Source organism: Streptomyces sp. NPDC127119, assembly GCF_042677425.1.
Classification (GTDB): Bacteria; Actinomycetota; Actinomycetes; order Streptomycetales; family Streptomycetaceae; genus Streptomyces.
In genome coordinates, this window is record NZ_JBHXTO010000053.1 from 22,852 (window position 1) to 45,963 (window position 23,112).

Here is a 23,112-nt window from a genome sequence, read left to right on the forward strand (position 1 = left end):
TCGGGCGCGTACGGACGTGTACGCGTGTACCGAAGGTTTCCGTGTTCCGGGGCCCCGATCGATGGTGCTCGCACGGAGGCCGGGGGTTCGGTTAACCGCCCCCTGACCGCCCCCGACCTCCCCCCGAGAACCCTCACATCCGCGTCCGGGCCCCGCTGAGGGCAGCGTTCCCCGCGGGAAACAGTCGTGATGCGGCCGGGTAACACCGGCACCGCACGCTGCGGTACATGACCTCGAATACGCGTGTGGTGGTGATCGGCGCCGGCCTCGCGGGCGTACGTCTCGCCCGCAGGCTCGGAGAGCTCGGCGTGTCCGCCGTGCTCGTCGGCGAGGAGGAGCACAGCCCGTACAACCGGGTGCTGCTCGCGGAGGTCCTCGCCGGGCGGTACGCCCCCGAGGTCATCGCACTCCCGGCGCCCGAGCGGCTGACCCGCGGCCGGGTGGTGCACATCGACCGCGCCCGGCGGCAGGTGCACCTCGCCGACGACACGGTGATCGCATACGACACGCTGGTCCTGGCCACCGGCTCGAACCCCGTACTGCCGCCGCTGCGCGGCCTGTTCGGCCCCGACCGGCACGAACTGCCCGCAGGCGTGCACGCGTTCCGCACGATGGACGACTGTCTGGGCCTGTCCGCGGCCGTACGGCGAGGCACCCGGGCCGTCGTCATCGGCGGCGGCCTGCTCGGCGTCTCGGCCGCCCGCGCGCTCGCCGAACGCGGCGCCCAGGTCGTCCTGGCGCAGCAGGGCGAGCGCCTGATGGAACGTCAACTCGACCCGTCGGCCTCCACGTTGGTGCTCCGGCACCTCAAGGACCTCGGCGTCGAGGTGCACACCGAGAGCCGGGTGCGCGGTGTGCGCTGCGTCGAGGGCGCGGTCCGCTCGGTCGAGATGGCCGACGGCTACACCCTCGGCGCCGACCTGGTGGTGCTGGCCTGCGGAGTACGTCCGCGCGCGGGCCTCGCCCAGGACGCCGGGCTCGCCGTCCACAAGGGCGTCATCGTCGACGACGAGCTGCGCACCTCCGACCCTCGCATCCGGGCGATCGGCGACTGCGCGCAGCACGACGGCCAGGTGTACGGGCTGGCCGCGCCCGCGCTCGAACAGGCCGACGTCCTGGCCGAGTTGCTGGCCGCATCACTGAGCGTGCCACCCGCCGGAACCGGCTCCACAGGGGGTGCGGCCGGTTACAGCGGCACCCGCGCCCTCACCCGGCTGACCCTCGCCACCGGCAGCTCCCCCGCCGCCGGGGGCCCTCTCGACCTCGCCGCCTTCGGGGAGCACACCCCGCTCCCCGGGGACGACGTCGTCCAGCTCGCCGACGCCACCCGCGGCACCTACCGCAAGGTCGTCGTCCGCGACGACCGCCTGGTCGGCGGGGTGCTCGTCGGCGAGCTGGGCACCGTCGGCGCGCTCGCCCGCGCCTGGGAGGGAGCCGAACCGCTCCCCGCGGACGGCGCACCGCTGCTCCACCTGCTCACCAACGATGGAGGCTCCTGATGTCCGCGACCGCCCCTGTGGGAACTGGCCCCCGCCCCACGATCGTGCTCGTCGGCCACGGCATGGTCGGCCAGCGCTTCCTCGAAGCGCTGGCCGAGCGCGGCCTGACCGCCACGCACCGGGTGGTCGTGCTGTGCGAGGAGCCGCGTCCCGCGTACGACCGCGTACAGCTCACCTCGTACTTCTCGGGCCGCACGCCCGAGGAACTGTCCGTGACGGACATGGAGTTCATCGCGGAACACGGGATCGAGCTGCATCTCGGGGACCCGGCCGAGACCGTCGACCGGGCCGCCCGTAAGGTCACCGCCCGCTCCGGTCTCGTCGTCGGCTACGACACGCTGGTCCTCGCCACCGGCTCGTTCCCCTTCGTGCCGCCCGTACCGGGCAAGGACGCCGAGGGCTGCTTCGTCTACCGCACGATCGAGGACCTGCTCGCCATCGAGGAGTACGCGAAGGCGCGGGCGACGACCGGCGCGGTGGTCGGCGGCGGGCTGCTCGGACTTGAGGCCGCCGGTGCGCTGAAGGGGCTCGGACTGACCACGCACATCGTGGAGTTCGCGCCCCGGCTGATGCCCGTCCAGGTCGACGAGGGCGGCGGCGCGGCCCTGCTCCGCACCATCGAGAACATGGGCCTGACGGTCCACACCGGCACGGGTACGCAGGAGGTCGTCACCGGCGACGACGGCGCCGTGACCGGCATGAAGCTCTCCGACGGCTCGACGGTCGCCACCGACCTGGTGGTGTTCTCCGCCGGGGTACGCCCCCGGGACCAGCTCGCCCGCGACTGCGGACTCACCGTGGGCGAGCGCGGCGGCATCAGCGTCGACGACCAGTGCCGTACGGTCTCCGACCCGGCGGTCTTCGCGATCGGCGAGTGCGCGCTGGCCTCGGACGGCCGGGTCTACGGTCTGGTGGCGCCCGGCTACGAGATGGCGGAGACGGCGGCCACCACGATCGCCGCCGCGGCGACCCCTGTCACCGACCCCGCCGCCGACGCCGTCTCCTTCACCGGCGCCGACCTCTCCACCAAGCTGAAGCTCCTCGGCGTCGACGTCGCCTCCTTCGGTGACGCGCACGGCGCCGCCGCGGACTGCCTCGACGTCGTCTACGCGGACTCCCGCTCGGGCACGTACAAAAAGCTGGTCATCGGGCCCGGCGGGGAACTGCTCGGCGGCATCCTGGTCGGTGACGCGGACGCGTACGGCACGCTGCGGGCGTTCACCGGTTCGGTGCCGCCGATCGCACCCGAGCAGCTGGTCCTCCCCGCCGGCGCGGGCGCCCCCGTCCAGCTCGGCCCGTCCTCGCTGCCGGACGAGGCGATCATCTGCTCCTGCCACAACGTCACCAAGGGCGCGATCCGCGGCGCGGTCACCGAGCACGCGTGCACGACGGTCCCCGAGGTCAAGAAGTGCACCAAGGCCGGTACCGGGTGCGGCAGTTGCGTCAAGGTGCTCGGCCAGCTCGTCACCTCCGAACTGGAGGCGAGCGGCGTCGAGGTCGACAAGGGCCTGTGCGGCTGCTTCTCCCAGACCCGCGAGGAGCTGTACGAGATCGTCCTCGCCCTGCGCATCTCCTCGTACCAGCAACTCCTCGACCGGTACGGCCGCGAGGACGCGCGGGGCGGTGACGGGTGCGAGGTCTGCAAGCCCACCGTGGGCTCGATCGTCGCGTCGCTCGCGCCCACGATCGGTGCCGAGGGGTACGTCCTCGGCGGTGAGCAGGCCGCCCTCCAGGACACCAACGACCACTTCCTCGCGAACCTGCAGAAGAACGGCTCGTACTCGATCGTGCCGCGCATCCCCGGCGGCGAGATCACGCCCGAGAAGCTCATCGTGATCGGTGAGGTGGCCCGCGACTTCGGCCTCTACACGAAGATCACAGGCGGTCAGCGGATCGACATGTTCGGCGCGCGCGTCGAACAACTGCCACTGATCTGGGCGCGGTTGGTGGACGCGGGCTTCGAGTCCGGGCACGCGTACGGGAAGTCGCTGCGGACGGTCAAATCGTGCGTCGGGCAGACCTGGTGCCGTTACGGCGTCCAGGACTCGGTACGCATGGCCATCGACCTGGAACTGCGCTACCGGGGACTGCGGTCGCCGCACAAGCTCAAATCAGCGGTGTCCGGGTGCGCCCGTGAGTGCGCCGAGGCCCAGTCGAAGGACTTCGGCATCATCGCGACCGCGGCCGGCTGGAACCTGTACGTCGGCGGCAACGGCGGCGCCACCCCGCGCCACGCGGACCTGCTCGCCCAGGACCTCTCCGACGCCGAACTCATCCGCCTCATCGACCGGTTCCTGATGTTCTACATCCGTACCGCCGACCGGCTGGAGCGCACCTCGACATGGCTGGAGCGGATCCCCGGCGGCCTCGACCACGTCCGTGACGTCGTCGTGGACGACTCGCTCGGCATCTGCGAGGAACTGGAGTCGCTGATGACGGCGCACGTCGCCGCCTACCGCGACGAGTGGGCCGAGACCATCAACGACCCCGAGAAACTGTCCCGCTTCGTGTCGTTCGTGAACGCGCCGGACACGCCCGACCCGGTCGTCGGCTTCGTCCCGGAGCGCGACCAGATCAAGCCCGACCTGCCGCTGCTGACCATCGGCACCCGTCCCCTGGAAGGAAGCGCCCAGCGATGACGCTCGCACCCGAGACCACGACGCTCACGGTCCAGCTCCGGCTGGCCGGACCCGACGACGACTGGTTCGCCGTGTGCGACCTGTCCGTGCTGATTCCCGGGCGGGGGGTGGCCGCGCTGCTGCCGGACGGGCGGCAGGTGGCGCTCTTCCTCGACCGTACGGGGCGGATGTACGCGATCGGCAACCGTGATCCGTTCTCGGGGGCGGCGGTTCTCTCCCGAGGGCTGACCGGGTCCCACCGGGGGAGGCCGTTCGTGGCCTCGCCGCTCCTGAAGCAGCGGTTCGACTTGGCGTCGGGCGTATGCCTGGACGACGAATCGGTACGGGTACCGACGTACGAGGTGCGGGCGCACTGAGCGCTCTTGGTCACCTGCGGCCCGGCGGGGGCCGTCCGCGCAGTTCCCCGCGCCCCTGAAAAACCCCGACGCCCCGCCGTCTTTGACTGCGGGTCCGGTGGGGGTTGCTCGCGCAGTTCCCCGCGCCCCTAAAGACCCCGGTGGCCCGCCGTCCTTGGCTGCGGGTCCGGTGGGGGTTGAGCGCGCCCCTTAGGGGCTAAAGCAGGGGCGCAGCCCTGCTTTTGGGGCGCGGGGAACTGCGCGGGTGACCCCCACCGGACCCGCAGACGGATCCGCGACGCCCATCCGTCCGGGGCCGGACCCGTCAGGGGCGCGGGGAACGGCGCGGGTGACCCCCACCGGGGCCGCGGACGGATACGAGCCACAGGTCCAGGCAAGTCCTCCCCGTGGGGAGCGTGGTCGCCGTCGTGGTGGGACGCTCAAGCGTGACGCGCACACGTCACCACGCGGCCACAGCCCGTCCACCCCGCACTCCTAGGCTGCCGGCGTTGCGCGACCCCGTCCCCGACCGGCGGACGGGCCAGCCTCGGCACCCCTTGGAGCGACAGTGGAACGTCGTACTCTCCTGCGCGCGGCCGTACTCGGTGGATCGTCGGCCGTCCTCGGCGGAACCCTGTGGCGCGGCGCCGCGTACGCCGCCCCCGCCCAGCCCGGCACGGGCCCGTACGGGGCCCTCGGCTCGGCGGACGCGAACGGCGTCAGACTGCCGGGCGGTTTCACCAGCCGGGTGATCGCCAGGTCGGGCCAGACCGTCACCGGCACCTCGTACACCTGGCACAGCGCCCCCGACGGCGGAGCCTGCTACGCGGACGGCACCGGCTGGATCTACGTCTCGAACTCGGAGATCAACCCGTCCGGCGGCACGAGCGCGGTGAAGTTCTCGTCGGCGGGCGCGATCACGGGCGCGTACCGCATCCTGTCCGGCACCCGGCAGAACTGCGCGGGCGGCAGGACGCCGTGGAACACGTGGCTGTCCTGCGAGGAGGTGTCGCTCGGGTACGTGTACGAGACCGACCCGTGGGGTGTGAACGCCGCGGTGCGCCGGGACGCCATGGGCCGTTTCAAGCACGAGGCCGCGGCGGCCGACCCGGTGCGCAAGGTGGTGTACCTGACCGAGGACGAGACGAACGGCTGTCTCTACCGCTTCGTACCGACGACCTGGGGCAGTCTCTCCGCCGGCACCCTCCAGGTCCTGGTCGCCGGAACGGCCACCTCCGGCTCCTTCACCTGGGCGAACGTGCCCGATCCGGACGGCTCCCCCACCACGACCCGTACGCAGGTCTCGGGGTCGAAGAAGTTCAACGGCGGCGAGGGCTGCCACTACGCCGACGACACGGTGTGGTTCACCAGCAAGGGCGACAACCGCGTCTGGCAACTCAACCTCCTCGCGGGCACCTACGAGTTGGCGTACGACGACTCGCTCGTCACCTCGGGCACGGCCCCGCTGACCGGCGTCGACAACATCACCGGCACCGCCTCCGGCGACCTGTTCGTCGCGGAGGACGGCGGCAACATGGAGATCTGCGTGATCACGCCCGACGACGTGATCGCCCCGTTCCTGCGTGTCGACGGCCAGTCAGGCTCGGAGATCACCGGCCCCGCCTTTTCCCCCGACGGCACCCGCCTCTACTTCTCCAGCCAGCGCGGCACCAGCGGCAGTTCGTCCGGCGGCATCACGTACGAGGTGACGGGCCCCTTCCGCGCGTAACCCGGCACCCGTCCCGTTCCACGGACGACGGGCCCGTGAGCGGAGAGCCACCACCCGGTCACGTAACGTTCGCATCACGGGTCCGTCGTTCCGCCGCAGCACCGAGAGCCCCTCTCATACTTTCGTCACCTCAGATCCGACTGATCACCCTCGTGATCATGCATACGGATATCGACAGATATCTGGGGGCTCACCGTGAACCTGTTCCGCAAGTCCGCCTCCGCGGCCGTCGCCGCACTGGCCCTGGCCGCCCTGTCCGTCACCACCGCCGAGGCCCACGACGGCCTGCACCCGTTCAAGAACTGCACCGAGGCGTACGAGAACGGGTACTCCGACATCGTCAAGGGCGACGACCACTACGGCGAGCACCTGGACCGCGACAAGGACGGCATCGGCTGCGACAAGCCGCCGGCGGGCTTCGTCCCGGTGGACGACAGAGGGGCCGACGGCGCCGAGGAGCCCTCCTCCGCCTCCTCGGAGCAGTCGAAGCAGCCGGGCACCGACCTGGCCGAGACCGGCGGCAGCGGCGTCACCCCGTATCTGGCGGGCGGCGGGGCGCTCGTCCTCCTCGCGGGCGGCGGCGTGCTGGTCGCGGCGCGCAGGCGTGGCAACTCCGGCTGATCCCGGTCGGTCAGGGCGAGGAACGCCGGTCACCTGGCCGAGTCGGGCGCCGGCACTCCGGGAGACACTCAGTGCCGGCGGTCACGGTAGCTCTGGCGCCCCGGCGACACGGTGACGATGTTCGGAGACGCCGAGCGGCTGTCCCTGCCACGGCGCTGCTCCTCCTCGTACTCCTCGTACTCGCTCGGCACCGCGGACGGGGAGAGCCCGCGCATGGTCCAGTGCGCGTAGTGCCGCTCCATGTCGTCGTGGATGGCGTCGCGCGGCGGCAGGTCTCCGGCCCTTTCCCGCTCTCCGACACGGCGTGTGTCGTGCGGATCCAGTCGCCTGGAGTACCTGTCGTTCATGGGGTCGTAGGGCGACCGGACGCTGTACTCCGCCTGGCTGTACATGTTCGGGCCGGTCCGTCCGCGTGTCCCCATCTGGGTGATCGGAGCCCCGAGCATGTCGACGCCGCGCCCGGACGCGCCGGACTCGTACCGGAGGTGTTCCATGTTGGTGTGCTGCGTGCCGGCGAGCATGTTGTCGCGGCGCTGCGGCGTGCCGTGCACCGGGTCTCCGTGGGACCAGGCCGCATCGCGGTGCAGCCAGCTGTAGCCGCTGGCCTGGGGGCGCCCCGAGGCACGCATCGCGTCGTTCGCCGACCGGCCCATCAACGTGTTCTGGTCCGGAACGCGGCGGGACGGCCGGTTGGACATGGAATCCCTCGTGACGTAACTGACGCCGTTCTCCTCGTAGTCGTCAGGCTCACGAGTGACGGTGACGATGTTCGGCGCGCGCTGCACCGCGGGCGTCGAGGCGGGCGCGGCGGCGGCTTCCTGTGTGCCCCCGGCGGCCGGGGCGCTCTGCGGCACGGGGGCGTTCTTCATGCTGGTGGCCCAGGACTCGGCGTCCTTCTCGTCCTTGTCGCTCTTGTCGGAGAGGGAGATGCCGCCGCCGTTGTCCGTGCCCGCCACGGATCCCCGCTGCTGCTGCCAGGCGTGGCGCAGTTCGTGCAGCATCGTGTGCTCGTCCCCGCCGCCGGCGCCGACGACGATGTGCCGGCCCGTCGTGTAGGCGCGAGCCCCGAGTTCGGCTGTCGAACGCTGCGCGGCCGGGCCGTCGTGCACCCGCACGTCACCGAGGTAAGTGCCCATGCCCTGCTCCGCCTTGGCGCGGATGGCCGGGTCCACGGGCCGTCCGGCCGACTGTATGACGCCGAGCACCGACGAGCGCTGCACGGGCTGGTCGTGGCCGCAGCCCGAGCCGTGCGTGTGCTGCTCCTCGTCACGTTCGCGCTGCACCTCGACGAGGCGTGACACCGCGGCGTTCCCCGCCGCACGCTGCAGGGCCAGGATGGGCGGAACCGTGGCGCCGCGCCGCGCGGCGCGCTGCACGGCGCTTCGTTCAGGTGACGCCGGGTCCCGTTGGTATGCGGGCATGGGCCCTGCCTTTCGGACAGCGGGCGGTTATTGATCGCACAGCCAACCAGCCCTCCGGGGGCGGCAGCAAGGACCGATGGGACACTCTTGAGGGTCCGGATGAGGCACTCCTCGGAGTCCGACGGTCGACAGGGGGCCACGCGGCCGCGTCCAGAAGCCCGGCGGTTCCGCTCGGACCTGCTCGAACCGATCATCCCAGGCCCGCCGAACTTCACGCTGTCGACGCGGAGTTCACGCTACACGAGGCGGTCCGCGCGGCTTCGCCCCCGGTCGGCCTGCACGCCGGACGCCGGGGCCGCGTCGGTGTGTTCACCGCACAGGAAGAGGCGGCACCCCCGCACAAGGTGGATGGCTGACTTCCTGAGCTGGGAAGTCAGCCATCCACCGCGCCCGAAGGGCACTCTCAGGGCACATCGCCCAACGTCGCCTCCATCATGCCGGCCGTCCGATCCTCTTCCGCCTCCCAGAGGTGGGTGTAGACGTTCAGCGTGATCGACGGCTTGGCGTGACCGAGCCTCTTCTGTACCTGCTTCGGCGTTGCTCCGTTCTTGATCAGGACCGAGGCGTAGAAGTGGCGTAGGTCGTGCATCGTCGTGTCCTCGGGGACACGGGCCTTGCTCCCAGACTTCGCCAAGTGGGCGTTCGCGCGCTTGACGTTGCGGGCCTACACTTTTGCCCAGCTACCGCGTCGGATCGCTCCACCGGTCTCGCTGGTGTACAGCAACCGGGCATGGCGCCACACGGGCTTCCGCGGGTTCGTTCGGTCCTCAATGTGGACGACGCGCGGCGGGAACTCCTGGCGGTGCCGGACGATCGCGTCCACGACCGAACGTCCCTGAGGAACCGGCCGGTAGCTCTGGCTGGTCTTCGGTTCCCCGAGGTACGGCACCCCCTTGTCGGGACCGATCAACTGCTGCTTCACCGTCACGATCTCGGTAGGCTCCTCGTCCTCCAGCCCGAACAACTCGCCCTGCCTTAGGCCCGTCGATGCCGCCTGCCGCACCAGGGCGCGGTAGCGCGGGGACGCGGTCACTATGAGCGCCTTCACTGCTTCCGGGTGCAGCGGGTGGATCTCCGGATAGAACACCTCCGGCGGTTTCAGCCCCTCCCACGGATACTTGGCGATGATCCCTTCTTGGTGGGCCATCTTCAGGATGCTGGTGCAGACGTTCCAGGGCGTCGCAAAGGTCGACGGGGCGATGACCGAAGACCTCTCTTTGATCCACCTCTGTCCGTCCGCCCGCTGAATCCGGCCGATCTCCCGACTGCCGAACGTCGGGTAGATGTGCAGCCGTAGGGCCCGTTCGACGTTCGTCTCGGTCCGCTCGCGGTGTACGGCCGTCTCCTGCCAGCGCTCAGCGATGGTCCTGAACTTCTGCTTGCCCAACTCCCGGTTCACGAAGGTGCCACCGTCGAGTTCACTCGTCACCTTGGCGGCCCGAGACTCGGCGGCAGTCTTCTTGTCGAAGTTCTCCTTGCACTGCTTGCCAGACAAGTCCCGGTAGCGGACCTGCCAGCGTTTCCCTGTGCCGTGGTCGGTGCTGGGGAACACCGTCTGGGTTTTGCTGCTGTGCGTCTCGCACGGCTCGGCGTCGGCCGGCGGGCGAGACAGGTGCCATCGGTCATAGACGTCAGCCATCTGTTCCCCTCCCCCTCAGAGCAAGCCGAGCGAGCCCTGAGGGGGCGCTCCATCTGGTGGGGCCCGTTGCTGTTTGGGTCATGCCGCGCACCGGCCTCCGATCTCCTCAGCGTCGTACTTGTCGAGAGCTTGGGCGTCGTAGAGGACGTGTCGACCGCGCTTGATGAAGCACAGCGGGCCTGTTCCGGCGTAGCGCCAATAGCGGATGGTCGCGGGCGACGTCCGGTAGCGCTCGGCGACTTCCGCAGTCGTCAGGTACTTCTTCATGACGTCCTTCCTGGGCGAGCGACTGCCTACGCAGCCACCGCGTGGAGCTGGCGTCCTGGGGGTCTCTGGGAATCCGCAACATCCGCCACGCCGCAACATTGCTGGTCAGCGGCTTGAATCTGCGGCGGATGCCGTTTCTGTTGCGGATAGATGCCGCCACGCCGGGCACGTGGCGGCATCGGGTGTTGTGGCTGGTCAGCCGGCGATGCGGAGCTGTCGTGTGTCGGTTTCCGCGGACACGTGGCGGCTCTCAGCGGGGGCATCCGCCACAACTTCACCCCCGTTGACCTGCGGTGTTGCGGACGTTGCGGATGTTGCGGACTTCTGGGGGTCCGGAGGGCAGTAGCGGGCCCAGGCGTCGGAGAGGTCCTCCGCGTAGTAGCCCTTGGGGGTGCCGCTGCCGACCCGGATGCCGCGGGGCTTGATGGGGGTGTTGTCGGGGCGGACGTACTGGCTCAGGAGCTTGGACAGAGCGCGCGCGGTGAGGGGCTTGATGCTCTGTCCGTCCTCGCTCATATCGGCCCACGGGGCGTCATCGAGGGCGAGGAGGACTTCGAGGATCGCGGCGGTGGGCATGCGGTCGGAGCCGCAGTACACCTTGTCGCGCAGGTCCGTCAGCAGCCGCACCCCAAGGGACGCCTCACCGCCCTGCGCAGCGGCTTTGAGGAGCGCGATGCAGGCGGCCCGGGCCCGCTCAGGCCAGTGCCCGCCGGCCGCGTCCGCCACGGCCAGCAGGGGCTCCCACACGTCGGCGGGCCGGTCGGAAACCCCTTCGGGCATCTCCGGCCACGCGTCTGCGATCTGGTCCTCAATGGTGGCGGTCCACTCCGCGAGCCGGTCCCGCAGGACGTGGCCCTGCTTCTCGTGGACGCGGCGCCGGTAGGGCTCACACTTCTCGTTGGGTGCCTTCTTGCGCATGCGGATGATGACCGACCTGGTCAGGATCGTGTCCGGGAGCGAGCCGAGTCCCGCCATGGCGACCGCGCAGAACGAGTTGAACCAGCCCGCTTTCTGATCGGACCCCTCTCCGACGCAGCGCAGCGACTTGGCGCCGCGCCGGTAGCCGGAGTTGAGGAACCCGCGGACCTCTTCGTTCCCGCCGGCCTTGGGCCCGAACACGGTGTCGATCTCATCGAAGAGCAGAGTGGGGGTTCCCTCGTCGGCAGCCACGAGCCGGAACAGCGCGTTGGCAGACGCATTGACGGTGGTGGCCGCGCGGGGGGTGAGGGTTTCGATGATCTCCAGGGCCCGTGACTTCCCCGATCCCGGTTCAGGGCTCAGGAAGGCGATGCGGGCGGTGCCGTCGAGCGCGTCGATCAGATGGGCATGCGCGTCCCACAACGCGACCGCCACGTAGGCGTGCTCGGTGGGGAAGATGTTGAACCGGCGGTGGAAGGCTTCCACCTCATCGAGCAGAGCGGCGGCGTCGATGGTGGCCGGGGCGGGGGTCTGGTCGGTCATGCTGCGGCCTTCCCTTCCTGGGTGGTGCGGAGCGGGCAGGTGTCGCGGTGTGCTGCGTGGTCGGTGATCAGGGTGAGTACGCGGGCTTTGCCGACCGCGCTGCGGTCACGTCCGCACAGGCATTTCGAGGTGGCGGTGGGCACCGCGCCGCGCGGGGCGACGATGTGCAGCCACGCCACGGGGTACCGGCCGTCTCCGGCCTGCGAGTCAGGACGAAGAGCAGTGCGGACGCCCTGACGGGCGGCGCCTTTCGGCTCGCCCACGACCGGCCCGGGTGCGGCCGGTTCGGCGGGGTGCGGGCCGCTCAGTTCTGGTTGGCCTTCCAAGCGGGAGCAGCGGGGGGTGTTCATGCCGTCTCCCGGGGCCGGATCTTGCGCAGGGAGCTGTCCAGGGCGCTGCGGATGGTGGAGCGGCACTCGGCAGCGGTGAGTCCGCGGGCCTCTCCCGCCGCTTGGAAGGCGTTCTCTGCCACGTTCCGGGGGAGGTCGCCCCATGCGACGAACCGCCCCACCTTGAACGCGCACCGGTTCAGCGTGATGTTGCCCTGCTTCTCCGGCGCCGCGGCCACGGTCGCGCATTCGGCTTCCAGCGCTGCCAGGGCCGCGCGGCTGCCGTCGACCGCGGGCAGCCGCAACGGCACCGCGAGGCGGACGGGGGCGGGTTGCAGCACCTCCAGCAGCCATCCCGGCAGCGGAGCCGGGGCGGTGTCGTTGACGGTCTCGTACGCGCCGCCCGCCGTGGTGCTGCCCGCGGCGACGACGTAGCCGCCCCATGCCCGGGTGTCGACCAGCGGGGCGAGGGTGCCCGCGGTGTTGCCCAGCCGGACACCGGCTGGTGCGGCGAAGTACAGATGCCCCCCGCCGCTCGCGGTCCGGATGCGGTGGGCGTCGGGGACGGAATGCCCGGTGCGCTCGCAGAGCGCCTCAAAGGTCGCCGCGCCGTCAGGCGCGTCCGCACTGCTGTTGCCGTTGTCCTGGTTCTTGGGCACGTCCAGGTCGACGACGACCAGCCCGGAGGGGCCGGTAGCGATACCGACGTTGAACGGCGCCCGCGACCATGCAGCGCAGATGCGGTCCGGGTCAGCGGTGGCCCGGTCCTCCCACTTGCGGTGCCCTCCCGCGCAGTCCCCGGTACGGGTGCAGGCGGCTTCACCGTGCAGGGCGGGCCGCTTCGTGCCGGGACGCAGCGGGAAGACGTACCAACCGCGCTCGGCGGCGCTGAGGGCAGCGCGCGTCAGGCGCCCGCTCATGCGGCCACCTCCAGCGCGGGGACCAGCGCGGCGCGGCCGATGTGTTCGGCGTAGGCGGGCGGGATGCACTCGCGGATGCCCTCACGGGTCATCCACGGCACGCCCATCACGCGACGGGCGAGGGGGACGCCGGAGAAGTTGCCGACGTACTGCCCGAAGTGACCGGGCGGGACGGGGCGCCCCATCTTCGCCTGCGGCACCAGGTGGACCGGATGCGGAGGCTGGCTGAGGGTGAAGCCGCCACCGGGTTCGAAGTAGCGGTGCCGGTAGGTCTCCAGCCCGAACATCGCCCCGCAGAGCATCACCGGCTCACGGAGCTTGGGCAGCGCCCCGCGTACGTTCTCGATCACCCACGGGCGCCCGGTGGTTTCCAGGGCTTCGCGGGTGGGGTCGATCAGGTCCGGATGGCTGTTGCCGTGCAGGCGCTGGCAGTCGCTGTCGAGCTGGCAGGGGGGTGAGGTGTGGATGAAGTCGAACTCGGCTCCGTGCTCGCGGATGAAGTCAACCGCGTCGCCCTGGATGAACCGGTAGGGGTAGAGGGGCTGGGGGTCGATGTCGATGCCGGTCACGTCGAATCCGGCGTCGTCGTAGCCCTTGCCTGCTCCGCCCTGACGGCAGAACGCGTCCAGCAGCCGCGGCCGGTGGCCGCGCACTCGCCGGAGGGTGGTGGGTTGCGTCATGCTGGGAGACCTCCAACAGGTCTGTTGAGGACTGGTTGGGCCGGGGCGACCGCGAATCTTTGGCGAGAGGGGCGGTCGCCCCGGGCGTAGCTAGAGGTGCTTGGTGCGGGCGAGCCGGAGGGTGATCCCTCCGAATCCGATGGGTCCGGCAGCGCCGGCGATGACGGTCACGGTGTGGGCGGCGGCATCGAGCAGCGCGCACAGCGCGACAACCAGCCCCCAGCCCCCGAGGGCCGCGGCCCCGGCGATTGCGAGCGGGATCATGATCCGGCGCCACGGGACGCCGGTCGGGTTCGTGGTCGGGACGACTATGACGACCGGTGCTCCGGTGGTCTGCGCGCGCCGGTAGGCGTCGGCGGGGATGTGCGGGGCGATGATCCCCGGCGGGTCGTGGTGGGTCATCGGAACCTTCCTCGGGTGAGGCACGCGCGAGCGGGCGCAGGGGCGCCGTGGGCGTGCGTGGGTGAGGTGTCAGGCGGGTGTCAGGGCGGGGTGTCAGGAGTGCGTGACACCGCGTGTGCCTAGGGGTTTGGGTGTCAGGGCGTCGTGACGGTGTCAGGCGTCACGCTGCTGTCAGGGCGGGGACGATGCGCCACCGGCCGGTGGTGTTCGTCGCCTCCAGCCGACCGTCAATGGCGGCTTCCTTCAGGCGGGCGGACACCCACGGGCGGGAGAGCTGGTTGCGGTCGCACCACTCCAGGAAGTCGACCGGCCCCACGACCATCTGGCCGCTCTGCTCGAACTCCGTGAGCGCGCGGGCGAACAGCTCCCGCGCCTCCTGCGGCGACGGCTTGCGCCCGGAGTCCTGCCCGAAAATCGGCGCATCGTCGCCGACTTCCGCCTCGGGGAGGTCGGCTTCCGGGTCGATGTGCGCGTCCTCGGGGTCCACCCGCAGCCCGTTCTGATCGTCCACGGCGTACTCCTCCTGGACCACCCGCAGCCCTGCTGGCTGAGCGTTGTCGTTCTCGTCGGGGCGGCCGGTGTAGGCGGTTCCGGCGATGCTGACGGCGGCGCCGGCGGTGATGGGGTCGGCGAGGGCGCCGTTGCGCTGGGACCAGGTGGCGAGCATTTCCATGACCGGCACGGCCCGGTGGGTGAAGCGCCGGGTCCGGCCCGGGGAGGCGTAGCGGTCCTCGGGGATGCCCGGCGAGACGGCATAGCAGTAGCCGGGCCGCCGGTTGCCCCACGCTCCCGGATGCGCACCCGCGGCCAGCACCTCATCCGGGAGGGAGAATCCCTCGTCGCGCGGGTCGCAGCCGAGCGCGATCACGGACGGGAGGGAGGCGCGGGTGCTGGTGGACATCTGGTCGTAGGAGGGGCGCTGCAGCGACACGATCAGGGAGACACCGGCGGAGCGGGCTTCCTGCGCGATGCCGGTGAACGCGTCATCCCCGAGCGCGCGCAGGGTGTTGGCGGCCTCCTCGAACCAGGTGACCAGGAACGGCATCCCCTCACACCCGCACACCGTGCCGTCCGTACGGCAGGTGTGCTCAGCGCTGCTCTGCGTCTCGGCAGCTTCGGGGACCCACTGGCGGTAGCCGTGGGCACCCAGCCAGCGGGTACGGGCCGGGATGACGGCTTCCACGGCAGCGACCATGATTTCGGTGGATGCTCCGCCTTCCGCGGCCCAGTCGAGTGCGGGGCGCAGGGTGGCGAAGTCCTGGTACATCTTCGGGTCCGAGAACCACACGATGACGTCCCGGCGCGAGACCACCTCGGTGAGGAGGTTGAGGGCAGCATCACCCTTGCCGGAGCCCGTTCCGCCGGCCACCAGGACGTGGGTGCCGTTGCGGCCCGCCTCCGGGTCGCCGGGCAGCCAGATGACCAGCGGGGCGCCATCGTCGTAGCGGCCGATGACCAGCGGCTGAGCGATCGAGCCGCCCACGTTCGACGGACCCTCCCACTCCACCACCTCAGAGAGCATGTCCTCGGGGACGATGACCAGCTCCCCGCGCCGCTCGGAGCCGGGGTCGGGGGTGTAGCGCACGGCGTTGCGCGGCAGGTCCAGCGCGGAGGCGAGGCGGGCGAGGCTCTTGGTGACGTCCTCGTTGGTCTGCTCGCCCGGCTCCAGCGCGACCGGGGCGGTGACCCGGTTCGGCTCCACCTTGGCCGCACCGATCTGCGCCCGCGCCAGTCCGACCTTTTCCAGCAGCCCCTTGTCGCCGCTCTCGCCCGATGCGTCGGAGGCGTCGGAGGTGCGCAGGAGCATCCGCACGTTCCACGACAGAGCGAGGACGGGGCCGCCCATCAGGTACAGGTCGTCCAGCGGACCGGCCATCGGCCCGGCCAGGCACGCGGCCGTCACCCACGCCGACCCGGACGCCACGGTGATCGCGGAGTGCAGACGGCGCTGAGTGCTGGTGGAGCGGCCGATCCACCAGGTAGCGCCGGACAGCGCCACCGAGGCGAGGGTCAGACCGACCCCGGCGGCAGCGGATTCGTCCCACCGCCAGTTGCCGATCGCTCCGGCCAGACCCGCCGCACCGACCCCCAGCCACGGGGGAAGATGCGGCTTGGCCCGGTTGAGGAGGTAGGCGCCGATGCTCCCGCCGGAGCCGTTGTCGGCCAGCGTGTAGGGGGACATGACGGTTGCGTTGTCGGGGAAATCGCTCCGGCTGCGCCGGTTGTTCCTGCTCATACGGTGTCGCCTCCCTTACTGCTGGGCCCAGTTCATGACCGGTGCTTGCGGCTTGCGGGCACGGTGGCGCACCCGGTTGATCTCTTCCTCGAACTCCTGCTGGAACGTGGCGTAGCAGGCGGCGGCGTTCTTCGCCGCGTGGCGCAGATCGTCGGCGGACTTCTGCATCTTCCGCGCGACCTTCGCCGCCCTCAGGCGGGACCCGAACGGCCGGCCGTCCGGGTCGGGGACGGTGGCCAAGACGCCCTTGAGGATCTCGGCGCCCATGGCCACCTCGATCGACAGCGTCACAGCCGCCGCTCGGAGGGTGTTGCAGTAGTTGCGCACCATCGCCGGGGAGGTGAACTCCGGTGCGGGGAGCAGGGATTGGGAGTTGCTGCTGCTGGTGCGGGCCATGCCCTTGTTGTTGTTCACGGTGACGTTGATCGGCGGGACGAACGAGCTGCCCATCGCGCCGACGAACCCGCCCGCGGCGGCGCCGGCGTTGGCGAACTTGTTGCCCTTGCCGTTGTTCGCGCCGTTGGCCCCGGAGCCGGCGGCGCGCTGAGGACGTGCGTGTGCTGCCATCGAAGAATCTCCCTGTGGGGTCAGTGGGTGCGGCGGACGATGAGCCAGGCGGTCTGTGCGGTGAGCCAGGTGAGCAGCCACCACACCTCAAGCGCTCCGGCCAGCGGCCCGAACCCGGCGGCCAGCGCCAACCAGGCCAGCGACGACGCGGTCAGAGCGGCCAGGGCAATGCGGTAGGCGAGGGCGGAGCCGGCGGCGGGGCGACGGCGCTGCATGACCAGCAGCCACACCAGCGGAGCCGCGGCGGCGGGGGCGAGGATCAAACCCGACCACCACGCGATCACATGCAGAAGCGCGGTCACCACGAGAGCGAGCAGCGCGAAACCGGTAGGGGCCAGCGCGCTGCGGAAGTGCCACAGCAGAGATCCCACGACCGACAGGGCCTCGCGGGTGAGGGAGGGCTGTTCGGGCATCACGACGACGAACGGCTGAGCGTTACGGCGCCCGCGCTGGCGCGGGAGACGGACGGTGGTGGCCCCGGCAGGCACCTTCACGGCGCGGCGGGGTCGGGTACGGCTGGTCACAGCGAAACTCCCAGATGGGTGAGGGATGTTCAGGCGGTGCGCTGTTCCTCGGAGGCGATGCAGGACCCGCAGATGCCGTACGAGCGGGGGATGCAGTAGCCGACATCGAGCCGGCAGCCGGGGCAGGTACGGCGGGCGAGCATCGCCAGAGCGAGCGCGCCCCACTTGCGCGACGTCATCGGCCGCACCGGCAGCGCCAGCTCCTCGCGGTACAGGTAGGCCACCCGCGGGCCGCCGGTCCGGCGGTTGAACCGCATGAGCTGCGCCGCTATCGGCTGCCCGCCGGGCCGCAGCCCGCGGGAGCGGAGCTGTCGGCGGGTGGCGTAGCCATCCGGGGCCATCCGCCACGGGTAGGTGGGCACCCCGTAGCGGGCCCCGGACGGGTCGAAGCACTTCGCGTAGGCGGCAGGCATCAGAACATCGCCTCAACCTGCGGCGCCTTGGAGGCTGCCTGCTCGCGGGCTTCCTGTACCCGGGCGGACACCCAGCCGATCGACCAGCCCGTGTCTTCCGAGAGCTGCCGCACCGTCCGCTCACCCTCACGGAAGGACCGGACATAGGAGCGGGCGTCGGACTCGGGCATCTTCGTGAACGTCTGCGGTCCGCTGTTCACGGCCGTGTTCACGGCGGCATCCGCCGTGTTCACGGACTCCAGTCCGGCGGTCTCGCGGGCAGCGTGGCCGGCCGTCTCGCGGACCGGTTGAGCGGGGCGTGAACGCTCCGTGCGGTCCTGCTGTTCACGGCGCAGCGCATCCTCACGCTGCTGGGTCTCGCGGCGGACCTGGTTGTCGTGCTCGCGCTGCTCACGGCGCATGTCCGCCTCACGGTCCAGGCGTTCACGCTCCACCCGCTGCGCATGCTCACGCTCCGCGGTACGCTCGCTGGCCTCGCGGTTGGCCCGCTCGCGCTCCAGGCGTTCGGCGTGTTCGCGGGCGTCGTGTTCACGCTGTTCACGGGTCTGCCGCTCGTGTTCACGATCAGCCCTCGCCCGCTGTTCACGCGCCGTCTGTTCGGCGGCCCGTGAACGCTCGATGCGCTCCAACGCCGTGTTGATCGCCCGTCGGTAGGCGAGTCCGGCTTCCGCGGTGACGATCAGCAGCAGGGGTGCGACTGCGTGGACGGCCACGCCGACGTGGTCGCCTTTCAGCGCGCTGTTGCCGACGTTGAGGAGCAGGGTCATCAGACCGGTCATCCACCGCAGCACGGCCGGCCAGCGCCCGGAGTCGCCCCCGAGCCGTGCCACGACCGCGTCCAGGCGGACCACGATGACGACCGCCGCGTCGACCACCAGCGGCAGGATCGGCGCCGTCCAGTCCCACTCAGCCGGTGTGACTTCCTCCACCAGCGGCGTGACCGTGAGCACCGAGAACAGCACCGCACCCGCGGTGATCGTCCACGTGCCCGCAGCCAGCGTCCTCTCCGCAGACTGGATCTGCTGCGGACTCAGCGAATCCACCATCCGCCCGCGGGGTTCCCCGCTCACGCTGCGGCTGCCGTGCGGACGGTGTGGTGCAGGGCCGCACGGTGCGCCGTCCGGCGCGAACGCCGGACGATCGACCGCGGGTTGAGCGGGCTCGTACGCAGCAGGGACTCCGCGTAGGCCGCGGTCTGCGGGTCGCTCTCGCGCAGCTCCGCGAGGACTTCCCGCGCCACGTCCAGCCGGGCCGCACGGTCGGAGTCCGACTCGGCAGCCAGACCGGTGAACAGTTCAAGGTCGATACCCAGCGCGAGCTCTGCGAACTCCGACGCGGTAACGGCTTCATGACCAGCAACGATGCACTTCATGGGTCGTGACTCCTTCATCAGTGGAACGGCCCGAAAAGCGGCCCCGGAGTTGCACCTCCGGGGCCGCGCGCCGTTGAAGACGGAAAGATCCGGCTCCCCTCAGCGCTGCTCGTACGAGACGAGCAGCGGAGGCAACCGGCCCACAGCCGATGAGCTGCGGAAAAGTCGTGTCGCGCTGAACCGCACACGGGCCATAACCCGCGCACGCCGCCCTCTTGCTTGCAGAGGTGGAGCGGCTACCTCAGGCACGCTGTTGAGTTCTCAATCAATGCGTACTCACTTCGTACTCACCCCCTCGGGCTTTCCTCCGGGCACATCCCTAAGGTTCCCTAGGGTTCCCTGCGGTGCCAAGCGGTAAGCTAGGGAACCTCAGGGAAGTGACGACAAGGAGCAAGCGACATGGCAGGCCAGGCCGACAATCGGGCCCCGTACGCGAAGATTGCCGCCCACTACACGGAGTTGATCGCGTCAGGTCAGCTACAGCCGGGGTCCCTCTTGCCGAGCATCAAGAACCTCTCGGAAGAGTGGAAAGTGAGCACCGCGACGGCTGAGAAAGCGCTACGCAAGCTGCGCAACGAGGGCCTAGTTCGCGGCATCCACGGCATCGGAACTGAGGTGCTGGACCGGCCGGCATCAATGTCGTCGGGGTCTCAGCGTCAGGACCGGGGACGCCGTACCGGGTCCAGTTGGGGCCAGGGCGAGCGGTCCGACTCACACGAGGCGGCCGTGGTGCCTGCCCCCGCCGAAGTAGCCCAGGCGCTGGACCTTGACCCCGGGTCCGATGTGGTCCGACGCAGCCGGGTCTACAGGGACCGGCACGGCATCGTGGCCCACAGCACGTCTTGGATTCCTGCGCGATACGGGAAGCTGATCCCTCAACTGGCAGCAAGCGAGCGGCTGACAGGCGGGACGTCGCTCCAGCTCATCACGCAGGTGACCGGCCACCCGATCAGCCATCGGATCGACACCGCTTCCGCGCACCTCCTTACACCGGAGTACGCACGGCTCTTGGAGCTTGACCCCGATAACCCACCGGCGGAACCGGTAGTCGTGATGACCGCGAAGTTCGTCGACACCGAGGGCAACATCGTTGAGTACGGCGTGGACCTCGGCGGTCCGGGCCGTACATGGCGCACGGAATCGGAGGTCTCCTCGTGACGGTCATGGATGACACGCTCGTGAGCGTGCTGGAAGACCGCCTAGGAACGCTGCTCGTGGCCCGCAGGGCTGGCATAATCACACCCGAAGCCGAAGCAGAGATAGAAGCCATCTCCCATACCTTGACGAGACCGATGCCACCGCGCCCGCCCTTCTGCGTCCTGATGGCCGGGCTTCCCGGCTCCGGAAAGACCACCCTTTCCCGCGCTCTCACAGCCCGTGGGTTCGTTCGGCTGTGCCCGGATGAGGAGATGTACCGACGGCACGGCGTCTACGGGGTGGACTTCCCCCGGGGCACCTTTCCCACCCTGGAGCGGCCGGTCCTCGAAGACGTGGCGGATGAACTGAGCGAACACCTCAAGGCGGGACATGATGTGGTCGTCGACCACGGTTTTTGGACCCCAGAGGAACGGGCCAGATGGCGGGCCATCGCGACTGGCGCTGGCGCCACCCCAGTGCTTTTCTATCTCGCAGCCAGCCACGAAGAGCTATGGGCGAGAATCAGCAAGCGCAACGAACTTCACGCAAACGATCCGAATTCGATCTACTTCGCAGAAAGCGACCTACAGCGGTACCGGACGCGGTTCGTGCCCCCGGCAGCAGACGAACCGCATCTCCTGCACTACGGCGACCCGGCAGCGGCGCTTGCGGCCCTGGAAACTATCCCGCCTCGCCAGCCCGAGAGCTGACACCTAAGCCGGTCAAGCATCACTTCGGCCGATTCACTCGGATCTGGAGAGGCTTTTAGCTGTATAAGCATTGAGTCGCCGATACGAACAAACGAGGCTGCATACGTGCGAGCACCGGCTGATTCGAAGCAGATCTCAAAAGCGAGCGATAGCGGCTTCCCTGATTCAGCGAAGTCGCCTTTCGAGTACGGCCACTAGATTATCCATTACAGACTTGCACGTTGGATGAACCGCCACCCCAGGACTGCGGGTGACCTGTTCCGCCACCATGGCCTTAACACTTGCCTCGATAGCTTCATTCCACTGCTGACCGGATGATTGAAAAACGCGCTTCATCCTGTCTGACCACTTCGCTCTACGCCTATCAAAGTCGGCAGTGGGGAACGTTACGGAATAGTCAAGAGTTAGACGTTCCGCATAAACCTTAGGGTCGTACATATCTTCGATTTCAGAATATTTCATTCCGGGGAAGTTGGAGAAAGTTACCTCGGAATGATCTAGACCCTTCAGTGAAATCGACTTGGCAACTGCCTCAATACCGGCGGCATCGTTATCCATAAATGCATGAACAAGACAGAGTTGATGCTTGAAGAGAGTGGCCTGATAGCCGAGATTCCCTGCACCCTTCATGAATTCAACAGATAGGGTGGAATTTTCCAAATGTGATTTCAGGGATGAAGATTCTGCACTCAGCAAGGCAACCATAGCATCGCGATCCTCCGATCCTTCGACCAGGAGAACCGCACGAGCCGAGTGTAGATTATCTGAAACGCGAACACCGAGGACATCGCGAATTTCAGAGATGTTCCGAGCCGCTTTGGCTCTACTGTCGTTTACAATAACGTTGCTTGCCACTTCTGTCCGGTTAACGAATAGGGGACTGTGAGTCGTAAGCACCACCTGCTGTCGTTGAGAAATCGAAGAAATGACATGACGCAAGTCATGTACTGCTTGCGGATGAAGATGCGCCTCCGGTTCTTCGATCGCGAGAACCAACCCCTTGTCGGTGGGTGCGGTTTTTGTTAGATGATGCATCAAGCTCATGGCTGCCAGGCTCTGGACGCCGTCACCCTTGTAGCGTAGTTCAGTAGCCGCGCCATCGTCGATCACTACTTTACAATTCTTCCTCAGAGCAGAGAGTCGGTCGGAAACCGTCACCTCGACTGACTTTAGATCTGGCAGGAAGACCCTCAGCGATTCCTCAAGACCCTCCTGAAGGCTCTGTAGAATAGGGGCTTGCATTTCAGCAATCCTCTCGACGGCAAGCCGATAGTCTTCATTCTTTTCTAGGGTTTGAAGTTCGCGTTCCACCATACCTCTCACGAGATCCACTGCGTCATCTGCAGTACGAATCGAAGGGATATCCTGAACATCAATTTTCAACGCAATGAATGCAGAAATTACGGCCGCCTTAGCCGACAGAGTTGCAGCACCACGCCCCTGTTTGCGGACCTCAAATTCTACGGCGTCATGTGATGCAATAATGCGAACCGGCAAACGGCCGTTCAGGTTACTACCAACCGCACTCTTAAACTCGACTACCTCATTATCGGTTAGTTCGAATTCGAAGTCAAAAGTCGTTTTCCCAGAGGGCTTTCCTTGCAGATTGACCGGCACGTCTCGGTCTGCAAGATAGATTCTTCTACTGCGAGCGGATGACGCAATTAGGCGCGAGTAATTGCGATGCCTGAAAGACAGACGGTCGAAGTGTAGTGAAAGTAGTTTCATTCCCGTGACCAGGCCGAGAAGAATATTCGATTTACCTTCATTGTTCGGCCCTACGAGTACGGTCAGCGATCCCAGATTTAGGCGTTCAGTTTTTGTGATGCTGCGAAAATTCTGCAGCGAGAATGATACGAGACGCACAAGCCCCCCAAAGAAAAAGTTGACACCGCTGACGTGCGTTGCCTCAAATATGCAGAAATAGTAGCGGAGACCACTGGGCCGCAGGCAGTGTTGGCGTAGAAACCCTCTGAGGGGTCACGTCGGGATGAAGTTTTCTGCGTGCGCTGCGCTCTCACTTCTACCCCCGAGGTCTTCACAGCGCCTCAACGCTAGAAGGCGCCTAGCGGATCAAGACCGAGAAGCTGCGGGTCGAGACTCTCAGCAACACTGTCAACGCTTCGACGTCGGGTCGTGGGGGGGGGGGCGGCGCCGGGGCCCCGCCCCCCCCCGACAACCAACACCACCCCTACCAAACCACGCACAGAA

Annotated in this window: 23 protein-coding genes; 7 read left to right on the top strand and 16 right to left on the bottom strand. The window is 68.6% G+C overall.

The annotated features are described in order from the left end of the window. Positions 1-227 precede the first annotated feature (227 nt). The 5 genes from ACFVH5_RS22645 to ACFVH5_RS22665 all read left to right on the top strand — a co-directional run bounded on the left by ACFVH5_RS22645 (position 228) and on the right by ACFVH5_RS22665 (position 6,823). Positions 228-1,499: an NAD(P)/FAD-dependent oxidoreductase gene (locus ACFVH5_RS22645; RefSeq protein ID WP_385835419.1), complete on the top strand. Its 1,272-nt coding sequence runs from the start codon at positions 228-230 to the stop codon at positions 1,497-1,499. Beyond that, positions 1,499-4,138 (top strand): nitrite reductase large subunit NirB, encoded by a 2,640-nt coding sequence (gene nirB / locus ACFVH5_RS22650; protein WP_385835420.1) that lies wholly within the window; start codon positions 1,499-1,501, stop codon positions 4,136-4,138. Before ACFVH5_RS22645 ends, nirB begins: the two co-directional genes overlap by 1 nt. Beyond that, positions 4,135-4,494, top strand: a complete 360-nt coding sequence (nirD, locus tag ACFVH5_RS22655; protein ID WP_385835421.1) for a nitrite reductase small subunit NirD — start codon at positions 4,135-4,137, stop codon at positions 4,492-4,494. The genes nirB and nirD overlap by 4 nt, the downstream gene beginning before the upstream one ends. 547 nt (positions 4,495-5,041) lie before the next feature. Beyond that, complete coding sequence (locus ACFVH5_RS22660; protein ID WP_385835423.1) at positions 5,042-6,202, top strand: alkaline phosphatase PhoX; 1,161 nt, start codon at positions 5,042-5,044, stop codon at positions 6,200-6,202. Between the two features lie 195 nt (positions 6,203-6,397). Further along, complete coding sequence (locus tag ACFVH5_RS22665) at positions 6,398-6,823, top strand: LAETG motif-containing sortase-dependent surface protein (protein WP_385835424.1); 426 nt, start codon at positions 6,398-6,400, stop codon at positions 6,821-6,823. Positions 6,824-6,891: 68 nt separating this feature from the next. On the opposite strand, the gene ACFVH5_RS22670 is transcribed toward ACFVH5_RS22665, so the two are convergent. The 15 genes from ACFVH5_RS22670 to ACFVH5_RS22740 all read right to left on the bottom strand — a co-directional run bounded on the left by ACFVH5_RS22670 (position 6,892) and on the right by ACFVH5_RS22740 (position 19,054). Further along, entirely contained in the window at positions 6,892-8,199 is a 1,308-nt protein-coding gene (locus tag ACFVH5_RS22670) for a DUF4157 domain-containing protein (RefSeq protein ID WP_385835426.1), read from the bottom strand. Between the two features lie 448 nt (positions 8,200-8,647). Next, positions 8,648-8,878, bottom strand: coding sequence for a tyrosine-type recombinase/integrase (locus ACFVH5_RS22675; RefSeq protein WP_385835427.1), 231 nt, complete (start codon positions 8,876-8,878; stop codon positions 8,648-8,650). A 30-nt stretch (positions 8,879-8,908) separates the two neighbouring features. Further along, positions 8,909-9,883 (bottom strand): site-specific integrase, encoded by a 975-nt coding sequence (locus ACFVH5_RS22680; RefSeq protein ID WP_385835428.1) that lies wholly within the window; start codon positions 9,881-9,883, stop codon positions 8,909-8,911. A 78-nt stretch (positions 9,884-9,961) separates the two neighbouring features. Next, positions 9,962-10,150, bottom strand: coding sequence for a helix-turn-helix domain-containing protein (locus ACFVH5_RS22685; protein WP_384275555.1), 189 nt, complete (start codon positions 10,148-10,150; stop codon positions 9,962-9,964). A 195-nt stretch (positions 10,151-10,345) separates the two neighbouring features. Continuing rightward, positions 10,346-11,611, bottom strand: coding sequence for a DUF3631 domain-containing protein (locus ACFVH5_RS22690; protein WP_385835430.1), 1,266 nt, complete (start codon positions 11,609-11,611; stop codon positions 10,346-10,348). Continuing rightward, positions 11,608-11,961 carry a hypothetical protein gene (locus ACFVH5_RS22695; protein ID WP_385835431.1) on the bottom strand — a complete coding sequence of 118 codons (354 nt, stop codon included), beginning with the start codon at positions 11,959-11,961 and terminating at the stop codon, positions 11,608-11,610. The genes ACFVH5_RS22690 and ACFVH5_RS22695 overlap by 4 nt, the downstream gene beginning before the upstream one ends. Next, positions 11,958-12,860 (bottom strand): bifunctional DNA primase/polymerase, encoded by a 903-nt coding sequence (locus ACFVH5_RS22700; protein ID WP_385835432.1) that lies wholly within the window; start codon positions 12,858-12,860, stop codon positions 11,958-11,960. The genes ACFVH5_RS22695 and ACFVH5_RS22700 overlap by 4 nt, the downstream gene beginning before the upstream one ends. Then, a complete protein-coding gene (locus ACFVH5_RS22705; protein WP_385835433.1) occupies positions 12,857-13,540 on the bottom strand; it encodes an SAM-dependent methyltransferase in 684 nt (227 codons plus the stop codon). Before ACFVH5_RS22705 ends, ACFVH5_RS22700 begins: the two co-directional genes overlap by 4 nt. 90 nt (positions 13,541-13,630) lie before the next feature. After that, entirely contained in the window at positions 13,631-13,942 is a 312-nt protein-coding gene (locus ACFVH5_RS22710) for a hypothetical protein (RefSeq protein ID WP_385835434.1), read from the bottom strand. Positions 13,943-14,102: 160 nt separating this feature from the next. After that, positions 14,103-16,124: a plasmid transfer protein TraB gene (gene traB / locus ACFVH5_RS22715; protein ID WP_385835451.1), complete on the bottom strand. Its 2,022-nt coding sequence runs from the start codon at positions 16,122-16,124 to the stop codon at positions 14,103-14,105. Between the two features lie 69 nt (positions 16,125-16,193). Next, positions 16,194-16,745, bottom strand: coding sequence for a plasmid transfer protein TraA (gene traA, locus ACFVH5_RS22720; protein WP_385835436.1), 552 nt, complete (start codon positions 16,743-16,745; stop codon positions 16,194-16,196). Positions 16,746-16,765: 20 nt separating this feature from the next. Then, positions 16,766-17,269 (bottom strand): hypothetical protein, encoded by a 504-nt coding sequence (locus tag ACFVH5_RS22725; RefSeq protein WP_385835437.1) that lies wholly within the window; start codon positions 17,267-17,269, stop codon positions 16,766-16,768. A gap of 29 nt (positions 17,270-17,298) precedes the next feature. Next, entirely contained in the window at positions 17,299-17,682 is a 384-nt protein-coding gene (locus ACFVH5_RS22730; RefSeq protein ID WP_385835438.1) for an RRQRL motif-containing zinc-binding protein, read from the bottom strand. Then, the gene (locus ACFVH5_RS22735; protein ID WP_385835439.1) at positions 17,682-18,728 is read right to left on the bottom strand and encodes a DUF2637 domain-containing protein; all 1,047 of its coding nucleotides are present in this window, start codon (positions 18,726-18,728) and stop codon (positions 17,682-17,684) included. Before ACFVH5_RS22735 ends, ACFVH5_RS22730 begins: the two co-directional genes overlap by 1 nt. Positions 18,729-18,748: 20 nt before the next feature. After that, on the bottom strand, positions 18,749-19,054 hold the full coding sequence (locus ACFVH5_RS22740; protein WP_385835440.1) for a hypothetical protein: 306 nt from the start codon (positions 19,052-19,054) through the stop codon (positions 18,749-18,751). A 399-nt stretch (positions 19,055-19,453) separates the two neighbouring features. Here ACFVH5_RS22740 and ACFVH5_RS22745 point away from each other — a divergent pair, with 399 nt between their 5' ends. Beyond that, positions 19,454-20,212 (top strand): GntR family transcriptional regulator, encoded by a 759-nt coding sequence (locus tag ACFVH5_RS22745; protein ID WP_385835441.1) that lies wholly within the window; start codon positions 19,454-19,456, stop codon positions 20,210-20,212. 5 nt (positions 20,213-20,217) lie between these two features. Beyond that, positions 20,218-20,901: an AAA family ATPase gene (locus ACFVH5_RS22750; protein WP_385835442.1), complete on the top strand. Its 684-nt coding sequence runs from the start codon at positions 20,218-20,220 to the stop codon at positions 20,899-20,901. Between the two features lie 165 nt (positions 20,902-21,066). Here ACFVH5_RS22750 and ACFVH5_RS22755 read toward each other — a convergent pair whose 3' ends face one another. Continuing rightward, the gene (locus ACFVH5_RS22755) at positions 21,067-22,767 is read right to left on the bottom strand and encodes an ATP-dependent endonuclease (protein WP_385835444.1); all 1,701 of its coding nucleotides are present in this window, start codon (positions 22,765-22,767) and stop codon (positions 21,067-21,069) included. Positions 22,768-23,112: the final 345 nt, after the last annotated feature.

Coding starts and splice junctions, on each gene's coding strand:
- ACFVH5_RS22645 (WP_385835419.1), top strand. CDS start 228: ATGACCTCGAATACGCGTGTGGTGGTGATCGGCGCCGGCCTCGCGGGC.
- nirB (WP_385835420.1), top strand. CDS start 1,499: ATGTCCGCGACCGCCCCTGTGGGAACTGGCCCCCGCCCCACGATCGTG.
- nirD (WP_385835421.1), top strand. CDS start 4,135: ATGACGCTCGCACCCGAGACCACGACGCTCACGGTCCAGCTCCGGCTG.
- ACFVH5_RS22680 (WP_385835428.1), bottom strand. CDS start 9,883: ATGGCTGACGTCTATGACCGATGGCACCTGTCTCGCCCGCCGGCCGAC.
- ACFVH5_RS22685 (WP_384275555.1), bottom strand. CDS start 10,150: ATGAAGAAGTACCTGACGACTGCGGAAGTCGCCGAGCGCTACCGGACG.
- ACFVH5_RS22690 (WP_385835430.1), bottom strand. CDS start 11,611: ATGACCGACCAGACCCCCGCCCCGGCCACCATCGACGCCGCCGCTCTG.
- ACFVH5_RS22695 (WP_385835431.1), bottom strand. CDS start 11,961: ATGAACACCCCCCGCTGCTCCCGCTTGGAAGGCCAACCAGAACTGAGC.
- ACFVH5_RS22700 (WP_385835432.1), bottom strand. CDS start 12,860: ATGAGCGGGCGCCTGACGCGCGCTGCCCTCAGCGCCGCCGAGCGCGGT.
- ACFVH5_RS22705 (WP_385835433.1), bottom strand. CDS start 13,540: ATGACGCAACCCACCACCCTCCGGCGAGTGCGCGGCCACCGGCCGCGG.
- ACFVH5_RS22710 (WP_385835434.1), bottom strand. CDS start 13,942: ATGACCCACCACGACCCGCCGGGGATCATCGCCCCGCACATCCCCGCC.
- traB (WP_385835451.1), bottom strand. CDS start 16,124: ATGTCCCCCTACACGCTGGCCGACAACGGCTCCGGCGGGAGCATCGGC.
- traA (WP_385835436.1), bottom strand. CDS start 16,745: ATGGCAGCACACGCACGTCCTCAGCGCGCCGCCGGCTCCGGGGCCAAC.
- ACFVH5_RS22730 (WP_385835438.1), bottom strand. CDS start 17,682: ATGCCTGCCGCCTACGCGAAGTGCTTCGACCCGTCCGGGGCCCGCTAC.
- ACFVH5_RS22735 (WP_385835439.1), bottom strand. CDS start 18,728: ATGGTGGATTCGCTGAGTCCGCAGCAGATCCAGTCTGCGGAGAGGACG.
- ACFVH5_RS22740 (WP_385835440.1), bottom strand. CDS start 19,054: ATGAAGTGCATCGTTGCTGGTCATGAAGCCGTTACCGCGTCGGAGTTC.
- ACFVH5_RS22745 (WP_385835441.1), top strand. CDS start 19,454: ATGGCAGGCCAGGCCGACAATCGGGCCCCGTACGCGAAGATTGCCGCC.
- ACFVH5_RS22750 (WP_385835442.1), top strand. CDS start 20,218: ATGGATGACACGCTCGTGAGCGTGCTGGAAGACCGCCTAGGAACGCTG.